Consider the following 8,267-nt stretch of genomic DNA (forward strand, 5'->3'; position numbering starts at 1 on the left):
CATTGAAATGTTTTACAACCCAAAGCGCCGACACAGCACAAGTGATAACTTGTCACCGGTTGAGTATGAAAGGCGTTACTTTAAGAGCCTAACGGGTGTCTAGAATATCCGGGGCGATTCAGAAGTCCCTGCTTTCATTGATTCCGAAGCAACGAGACTGATTCAGCTTGCTGATTTGGTAGCCTATGCGTTATTTCGTAAATATGAAAAGGATGATGATCAATTTTCTAGCATCATCGAACGTAAGTTTGACTATTTTGGTGGTGTCCAACATGGGCTCCATACGGCAATTTAACCATTGGCGGCACAGCGACCGGTTCTCCGCCGCTTCGCGGCTACAAACCGTCGCGTGAACCGGTCGTTACTGAATCCAGTTCGACAAGAATATTAACAATGTGAAGAACGACGGGTTTCTCTTCACTTAGCATATTACATGCCGAACTGTTCCTCGATGCGGCATGCACTCTGTTGAAGAAGTTCGTGAGTCCAGGCTAAGCGTAACAATTACCTATCCTCCAACTCGCCCTCGTCAAACAGCGAAAGCTGCTGGCGATTGCTGGGTTTTGCTTTTTTAGCGCGCTGAGCGGGCGGTCGGCACTGGCTGGCGAGCTTATCCACAATGGCTTGGCTGGTTTCTCTCGCATCTGGCGTGCGACGCAGCTCATACAGCATCTTCTTCCAGTGGCGTGCTTCGGCTTCAAAGTCGTTGGGTATTGGATAGTGCTCGCCGGGTTGAAAGTCGAATCGCTTTTGCAGGCTTTCCGGCAGCGCCCAAGGTTTGGCGCGCCACTCTAACGGCAGGGTGGTTAATTCTGGCACCCAGCGGGCGACAAACTCACCGCTAGGGTCGTTATCCTCTGCCTGTTTGATGGGGTTATACACCCGCAGGGCATTGGTGCCCGTGGCGCCTGCCTGCATCTGCACCTGTGGGTAGTGAATGCCCGGCTCGAAGTCGGTAAATAGCCGCGCCAAGTGCAGTGCAGGTTCGTACCAATGCAGCCCAAGGCCGAAGGTGGCGTGGGAGATCAGCATGGCGCGCATGCGAAAGTTGATCCAACCGGTGGCGATCAGGCTGCGCATGCAGGCATCTACCAGCGGTACCCCGGTTTGCCCGCGCTTCCAGGCGATCAGATTGGGGTGTTCGGGGTCGCGCTCCCGTAGACCGCGCAGCGCCGGGTGTAGCGTTTGATGCTCGATACTCGGTTCACTTTCGAGCTTTTGAATAAAATGGCAGTGCCAGTGGAGCCGGGAAGCGAAGGCGCGCAGCGAGCGGGACCACGGCGTGTCTTCCGCATGCTTTTTCCGCTGACGGCGCAACGACTGCACCACTTCACGCATGGAGAGCGTGCCCCAGGCCAAGTGAGGCGAAAGCCGTGAGCCAAACTCCCAGGCGAGTAGCGGTTTAGAAATGGAGCCGCGATAGCGCCTCCCGCGCTGGCTTACAAAGCTGCGCCATATTGCGCGGCCTTCGCTGCGGCCACCGGGCTGGCGCTCGGGGCAGGGCGTGGTATCAAACCCGAGCGTCAGGCTGTGAAGCTGTTCGGCGTCAATGTGGTGAAAGGCTTGCCAGCCCTCAGCCGCCTGGGCGTTTGAGGGGGCAGTGGCGGTGGGCGCAGTCATTAACGTTTCCCACTGGATTTCCCAGGCGTTGCGGTCAGCCACTCTGGATTTTAAACCACGCACGACGCCGTGCTGGCGCGCTTCATGCCATGGCGTGTCGTGCTGCTGGCACCACGCTTTGACGCTAAGGTCGCGGGCAAAGCTCCAGGCGTTGCCGGTCTCCTCGTGGGAATGCAGCACCAGCTCGCCATAGTGCGCTTTGAGGGCGTTCAAACCATCAACGATATCACCCTGCCAAATACACAGCGGCAGGCTGAGGGTTGCCAGGGCGCTTGAAAGGTCGATAAGCGAGTCAGCGGCAAACTGCCAGTGGCGCAGGGCGCTGTCTGGTGCCTGCCACTGGCCGGGCTCGATGGCGAAGAGTGGCAACACGGGGCCCGCCGCAGCGGCGTTAGCTAGCGGCGCATGGTCGTGAATGCGTAAATCGCGTTTGAACCAAACGACCTGGAGGGGTGCCTTAGTCATTAACAAGACCGATACCTGGCGGTTGAGGGCTATTCGTCGCTACACCTGTTCGTCATCACACCAGGACGTTACCATCAAGCCAGCATTTGCGTAATCCATTCAGCAGCACCCTTCCAACAGGAGCGTCACCATGTATATCGCCATGAACCGTTTTCGGATTGCCCCAGGCCGTGAAGAGGACTTTCTAGAAGTGTGGCGCAACCGCGACTCTCACCTGGATGAAGTGCCGGGCTTTAAGCAATTCAAGATGCTGCAGGGTGAAAAGCAGGAAGACCACACCGTGTTTATCTCCCACAGCGTTTGGGAATCCGAAGAAGCCTTCCGCGACTGGACCAAGTCAGACGCCTTCCGCAAAGCGCATGCCAATGCTAAAGCACCGGAAGGTATCTATCTCGGCCCGCCCAAGTTTGAAGGTTATGAAGTCGTGCTGTAAGCCATCGGCTACCGCACGCTCCCTGTGCGGTAGCGTTATGTGAAATCTAGTCGAGGCCAGCAGCGTCCAGCATGGCGTGGAGCAGAACGTTACAGCCTGCATGAACGTGCTCTGGCGTGGCACTCTCTATCTCGTTGTGACTGATGCCATCCTTGCAGGGAATAAAAATCATTGCGGCGGGGGCTACGCGGCCAACAAACATCGCATCGTGGCCTGCACCGCTGATGATATCCATATGGGAGAGATTGAGCTTCTCTGCCCCTTGGCGCACCGCATCAACACACTCTTTATTAAAGTATTCCGGCGCAAAATCCGCCGTAGGCGTTAATTCATACTCCAGCCCATGACGTTGGCAAATTTCTTCCACGGCGGTCGCGACAGCTTGGCCCATCGTGATAAGCGCTTCCGGTTCCCAGTGACGCATATCCAGGGTCATTTTAACTTGGCCTGGAATGACGTTACGCGAACCAGGATGCAGGGTCATACAGCCGACCGTGCCGCGCCCGTGGGGCTGATGATCAAAGGCGATACGGTTGAGCGCTTGGGTAACTTCCGCAGCACCCATCATGGCGTCGCGGCGAAGGTTCATCGGCGTCGGTCCCGCATGGGCTTCAAGCCCGGTTAGAGTTAAATCAAACCACTTCTGACCAAGCCCGCCGATAACTACACCAATGATGGTGTCGGTATCTTCCAGGATCGGGCCTTGCTCAATGTGCGGCTCAAAGTAGGCTTTTATCTCGCTTGGCGAGACGCTGTCGCTTCCGCGGTAATGGATGGCGTCCAAGGCATCGCTAACCGTCACGCCATCGGCATCAGTGCGCGCCATCATGGCGTCAAATTCCAGCTCGCCAGTAAATACGCCGGAACCCATCATGCAGGGCGGAAAGCGGCAGCCTTCTTCGTTGGTCCAGGCGACGACTTCGATAGGAGACTGAGTAGTGATGTTGTGCTGATTAAGGGTGCGAATCACTTCCAAGCCGGAGAGCACACCGAAGCAGCCGTCGTACTTGCCACCGGTAGGCTGGCTATCCAAGTGGCTGCCTGCCATGACGGTTTTGGCATTAGGGTCACTGCCTTCCCGACGAGCAAATATATTGCCAATATTATCGATGCGAATGGTGCAGCCTTCAGCGCGGCACCATTGAATAAACAGATCACGCCCCTGGCGTTCTAAATCGGTGAGCGCCTGACGGTTAACGCCGCCTTTGGCGGTGGCACCTAGCTTGGCCAACTCCATTAGCGATTCCCAAAGTCGATCGCTGTCAGTGCGTAAGTCAGCGATGGCGATTTTCGGTTCAATAAGCGAGTTCATATCAATTCCTTTTATTGAGCACGGAAGAAGCTGGCGACTCCCCGATTTATTATTTGGCTCATTGCTAGAGTAGAGACAAAAAAGCCCGTGATACGTATACATTCTCTAACGTGAACAAAAGAAAAGCGTAATTTTACAAACGTGTGTGGTGGCGCATGCTGAGACCATGTCTCATAGCGATGGAGCTAGACACCATGTTTGGAATAAAAAGCAAAACCAAGACACAAGCCTCACCTTCTTCGATGGGGGATTCACCCTCTAAAACGGCGCTTAATCAGCACTACTGGATGCCGTTTAGTGCCAACCGCGACTTCCATGCCAACCCGCGTGTTATTGCCGGAGCGGAAGGGCGTTACTACATCGATGATCAGGGCCGTAAGCTGTTCGATTCGCTTTCCGGGCTATGGACCTGCGGCGCGGGGCATAACCGTGAAGAGATCCAAAAGGCCGTCTCGGCGCAGTTAGGCAGCCTCGACTTTGCGCCGGGATTTCAGCTTGGTCATTCGCTGGCGTTTAAACTGGCGGAAAAGGTCGCAAGCCTCACGCCTGCGGGTCTGGACCATGTGTTTTTTACCAACTCCGGTTCAGAAGCCGCCGACACCTCGGTCAAAATGGCCAAGGCTTACTGGCGGCTAAAAGGTAAACCTGAGAAAACTCGCATGATCGGTCGTGCCAAGGGCTATCACGGGGTGAATATCGGCGGCACCAGCCTGGGCGGTATCGGTGGTAACCGTAAACACTACGGTCAGTTGTTGGACGTAACGCACCTGCCGCATACCCTTCAGGCGGGCCACGCTTTTACCCGCGGCCAAGCGGAAACCGGTGCAGAGCTCGCCGATGCGCTGCTCGATCAAATCGCCCTCCACGATGCCTCGACCATTGCTGCGGTGATTGTCGAGCCGATGTCCGGCTCTGCAGGGGTAATTGTGCCGCCCAAAGGCTATTTGGATCGGCTGCGCGAGATCTGCACAGCTAACGATATTCTGCTGATTTTTGACGAAGTGATTACTGCCTTTGGTCGCAGCGGTGCGACCACCGGCGCGGAAGCCTTTGGCGTAACGCCTGATATCATGAACGTGGCCAAGCAGATCACTAACGGCGCCATTCCTATGGGCGCGGTCATCGCTTCCAGCGAGATATTCGACACCTTTATGCAGGCTGGCGGCCCCCAACACGCCGTTGAGTTCTCCCACGGTTACACGTATAGCGCCCACCCGGTGGCTTGCGCGGCGGGGCTAGCGGCCCTTGAAATGATGGAGCGTGAAAACTTCCCCGCTCAGGTGAGCGCCATCGCGCCCACCTTTGAGCAGAAGCTGCACGCGCTAAAAGGCCGCAACCACGTTGTCGATATTCGTAACTACGGTTTAGCTGGCGCCATTCAGCTAACCCCCCGCGACGGCGATCCCATCATTCGCCCCCGCGATGCGCATATGGCGCTCTGGGAAGCAGGTTTCTACGTGCGCTACGGCGGCGACACGCTGCAGTTTGGCCCTCCGTTTGGTACCACTGAGGCCGAGCTAGAGCGGCTGTTCGATGCCGTTGCGACCACCCTGGATTCGTTAGCCTAATCTACTGATCAACTTCAGCGAGTTTAACTATAGAGAGTTTAACTATGAGTGTTGTTTCCCACCTGATTAACGGTGAGTTAGTCGAGAGCAAGCGCACACTGGATGTCACCAATCCCTCAACGGGCAAAGTGATTCGCCAAGTCGCGGATGCGAATGCCGCCGACGTAGAGCGCGCGATTGCCGCCGCTCAGGCGGCCTTCCCCGCTTGGCGCGATACGCCACCCGCCAAGCGTGCCCAGGTGATGTACCGTTTTAAGCAGTTGCTGGAAGAGCACGCTGACCGCCTGGTGCAACTGGTCAGCGAAGAGCATGGCAAAACCCCAGAAGATGCGATGGGCGAACTCAAGCGTGGCATCGAGAACGTCGAGTACGCATGCGGCGTACCCGAACTGCTCAAAGGCGAGTACTCCCACAATGTAGGGCCGGGCATCGATGCGTGGTCTAACTTCCAGCCCTTAGGCGTGGTCGCGGGCATTACCCCGTTTAACTTCCCCGCCATGGTGCCGCTGTGGATGTACCCCATGGCGATTGCCTGTGGTAACACCTTTATCCTCAAGCCATCTGAGAAAGATCCATCCGCATCTATGGCTGTGGCCGAACTGCTTCAAGAAGCGGGGCTGCCTAAAGGCGTGATGAACGTCATTCACGGCGGTCGCGAAGCAGTGGAAACACTCTTGGATGCCAAAGCCGTTAAAGCCATTTCGTTTGTCGGCTCCACACCGGTAGCGGAAGCGATTTACTCGCGCGGTTCCGCAGCCGGTAAGCGCGTTCAGGCGTTGGGTGGGGCGAAGAACCACGCTGTGGTGCTGCCGGATGCTGACTTGGAAAACGCCGCCAACACGCTAATGGGCGCGGCTTACGGTAGCTGCGGTGAACGCTGCATGGCGATTTCAGTGGCGGTGTGCGTCGGTGATGAAACGGCCAATCGCTTGGTCGAAACCATGTTGCCTAAAATCGCTCAACTGAAAGTGGGCCCTGGCACTGACAAAGGCCTGGATATGGGCCCGCTGGTGACGGCCGAGCACCGCGATAAGGTGCTCGGCTTCATCGAAGAGGGCGTTAACGCCGGTGCAACCCTCGTCGCTGATGGCCGCAGCCTTAAAGTGGCTGGCCATGAAGAGGGATATTTTGTCGGCGGCTGCTTGTTCGATAACGTGACAGCCGAGATGCGCATCTATCAGGAAGAGATCTTCGGGCCAGTGCTCTGCATCGTGCGGGTCGGTAGTTTGGACGACGCCATGCAGTTAATTAACGATCACGAATACGGCAACGGTACCTGTCTATTTACCCGCGATGGCGAAGCGGCCCGCCGCTTTACCGATGCTATCGAGGTTGGCATGGTAGGGGTGAACGTGCCGCTGCCCGTGCCCGTTGCCTACCACAGCTTTGGCGGCTGGAAGCGCTCCTTGTTTGGTGACCTTCACGCCTACGGGCCGGACTCAGTGCGCTTCTATACCCGCCGTAAAGCGGTTTCCCAGCGCTGGCCATCGGTGAGCGAAGCGACCCGGGCCGAGTTCTCGTTTCCTGCCAATCAAAGTTGACGTTCTCGGGTAACTAGGACATCTTCTCAGCACCGTCGCCCTGCGATGGTGCTTTTTTTGGTGCGTACTTCATGCGTATAGGGACGAGGACAGCGTGGCGAGAACTCAGGACGAAATTCGGCAAACCAATGTAAAAAAGATTCTCCAGGCGGCGGAACAGCTGTTTGCCGAAAAAGGCTACGCAGGCGCCTCCATGGGCGAAATCGCGCAGTTGGCCGAACTCCCCAAGTCCAATGTGCACTACTATTTTTCGACCAAAAAAGCGCTGTATCAAGATGTTCTATTAGCACTTCTTGAGGTCTGGAAACAGGATGCGCTCTGTTTCGAGCTTTACGATGATCCCCGCGTTGTGCTGTCCACCTATATTCGCGCCAAGATGACCCACTCCCGAAACCGCGCCCACGGCTCAAAAGTATGGGCCGCCGAAGTGATGCAGGGCGCCCCCATCCTCAAAGAGCGCCTGCGCGATAACCTTTATGAATGGGCCAAACTCAAAGAGTCAAAAATTCGCGAATGGGTAGAGTCGGGCCAGATCAATCCTGTCGAACCTTCCTACCTGCTCTATATGATCTGGGCCTCCACGCAGCACTACGCCGATTTCGACTACCAAATCTGCCTGCTCAACGACGACCAACCGCTGAGCGACCTGCAGTTCGAAAAAGCGGTGCAGTCGGTGACTTCGGTGATTTTGCGCGGGATTGGGCTGACTTCGTAATGGCCGGTGAAAAAGCTAGAAAAATTGCTATTGAACCCCTTGAAAGCCTTTGAACTGCTCCTATTTTGCAGTTGATAGAGGCGCTGCTCTGTGACGTGGCGGCCTCTTTCGATCATCTGCTTAACGTAGGAGGTGTTCGCTATGTTCGACGATATTAAGCGTTTCGAAATCGGCTCGTCCCAGCAGTTGGATTGGTTTCGTCAACTATTGGACGGCTTCTTGCCTGATGGCAGTGCGATGGATATTCGGGCGGTGCCACGGGGCAGTTTCCCGATGATCAATCTCGCTCGCAGCGATGATGCCGTGCGTGTCTATGTGTTTGCTGCGGGGCTGGCTCCCTCGGACTTGACCATTGATATCCAGGATAATGTGCTTACCCTGCGTGGCAAGCGTGAGCCCGCCATCGGTAGTAATGAGGATGGCAGCTCGCGCCCGGTATTTCGATGTGAGCGCCCCAGCGGTGAGTTCGTGCGGGCCATTGCACTACCTGATGGCCTAGCCCGGATTTCTCACAGGGTATAAAAGAAAGCGGCTGAAAGTGCTATGATTTCAAGAACCTAACCAATCCATCAAGCACCAACAGCCGCTTCCAAAATGGTACCTGAAAAGCTGA

Annotated in this window: 8 protein-coding genes; 6 read left to right on the top strand and 2 right to left on the bottom strand. The window is 56.1% G+C overall.

Features of this window, described 5'->3' with window-relative positions:
- Positions 1–106: 106 nt before the first annotated feature.
- Positions 107–295, top strand: coding sequence for a DUF3800 domain-containing protein (locus V8L71_RS20800; protein ID WP_431313201.1), 189 nt, complete (start codon positions 107–109; stop codon positions 293–295).
- A gap of 209 nt (positions 296–504) precedes the next feature.
- Here V8L71_RS20800 and V8L71_RS19955 read toward each other — a convergent pair whose 3' ends face one another.
- Positions 505–2,085, bottom strand: a complete 1,581-nt coding sequence (locus tag V8L71_RS19955; protein WP_336275243.1) for a cryptochrome/deoxyribodipyrimidine photo-lyase family protein — start codon at positions 2,083–2,085, stop codon at positions 505–507.
- Positions 2,086–2,215: 130 nt separating this feature from the next.
- Here V8L71_RS19955 and hmuQ point away from each other — a divergent pair, with 130 nt between their 5' ends.
- Entirely contained in the window at positions 2,216–2,518 is a 303-nt protein-coding gene (gene hmuQ / locus V8L71_RS19960; RefSeq protein ID WP_290702194.1) for a heme-degrading protein HmuQ, read from the top strand.
- A 46-nt stretch (positions 2,519–2,564) separates the two neighbouring features.
- Here hmuQ and V8L71_RS19965 read toward each other — a convergent pair whose 3' ends face one another.
- A complete protein-coding gene (locus V8L71_RS19965; RefSeq protein WP_336275244.1) occupies positions 2,565–3,830 on the bottom strand; it encodes a Zn-dependent hydrolase in 1,266 nt (421 codons plus the stop codon).
- Between the two features lie 194 nt (positions 3,831–4,024).
- Between V8L71_RS19965 and aptA the strand changes: the two genes are divergently transcribed.
- The 4 genes from aptA to V8L71_RS19985 all read left to right on the top strand — a co-directional run bounded on the left by aptA (position 4,025) and on the right by V8L71_RS19985 (position 8,176).
- Positions 4,025–5,398 (top strand): omega-aminotransferase AptA, encoded by a 1,374-nt coding sequence (aptA, locus tag V8L71_RS19970; protein ID WP_336275245.1) that lies wholly within the window; start codon positions 4,025–4,027, stop codon positions 5,396–5,398.
- 44 nt (positions 5,399–5,442) lie between these two features.
- Positions 5,443–6,939 carry a CoA-acylating methylmalonate-semialdehyde dehydrogenase gene (locus tag V8L71_RS19975; protein WP_336275246.1) on the top strand — a complete coding sequence of 499 codons (1,497 nt, stop codon included), beginning with the start codon at positions 5,443–5,445 and terminating at the stop codon, positions 6,937–6,939.
- Positions 6,940–7,033: 94 nt separating this feature from the next.
- Positions 7,034–7,654, top strand: a complete 621-nt coding sequence (locus V8L71_RS19980; RefSeq protein ID WP_176305083.1) for a TetR family transcriptional regulator C-terminal domain-containing protein — start codon at positions 7,034–7,036, stop codon at positions 7,652–7,654.
- 141 nt (positions 7,655–7,795) lie between these two features.
- Positions 7,796–8,176 carry an Hsp20/alpha crystallin family protein gene (locus tag V8L71_RS19985; protein WP_336275247.1) on the top strand — a complete coding sequence of 127 codons (381 nt, stop codon included), beginning with the start codon at positions 7,796–7,798 and terminating at the stop codon, positions 8,174–8,176.
- Positions 8,177–8,267 lie beyond the last annotated feature (91 nt).

Origin of the sequence: Vreelandella indica (genome assembly GCF_037070225.1) — a bacterium.
Classification (GTDB): Bacteria; Pseudomonadota; Gammaproteobacteria; order Pseudomonadales; family Halomonadaceae; genus Vreelandella; species Vreelandella arctica.

What these genes read in the sequence shown, in the direction of transcription:
- hmuQ (WP_290702194.1), top strand. Translation starts at nt 2,216, where the DNA reads ATGTATATCGCCATGAACCGTTTTCGGATTGCCCCAGGCCGTGAAGAG.
- V8L71_RS19965 (WP_336275244.1), bottom strand. Translation starts at nt 3,830, where the DNA reads ATGAACTCGCTTATTGAACCGAAAATCGCCATCGCTGACTTACGCACT.
- aptA (WP_336275245.1), top strand. Translation starts at nt 4,025, where the DNA reads ATGTTTGGAATAAAAAGCAAAACCAAGACACAAGCCTCACCTTCTTCG.
- V8L71_RS19985 (WP_336275247.1), top strand. Translation starts at nt 7,796, where the DNA reads ATGTTCGACGATATTAAGCGTTTCGAAATCGGCTCGTCCCAGCAGTTG.
- V8L71_RS19955 (WP_336275243.1), bottom strand. Translation starts at nt 2,085, where the DNA reads ATGACTAAGGCACCCCTCCAGGTCGTTTGGTTCAAACGCGATTTACGC.
- V8L71_RS19975 (WP_336275246.1), top strand. Translation starts at nt 5,443, where the DNA reads ATGAGTGTTGTTTCCCACCTGATTAACGGTGAGTTAGTCGAGAGCAAG.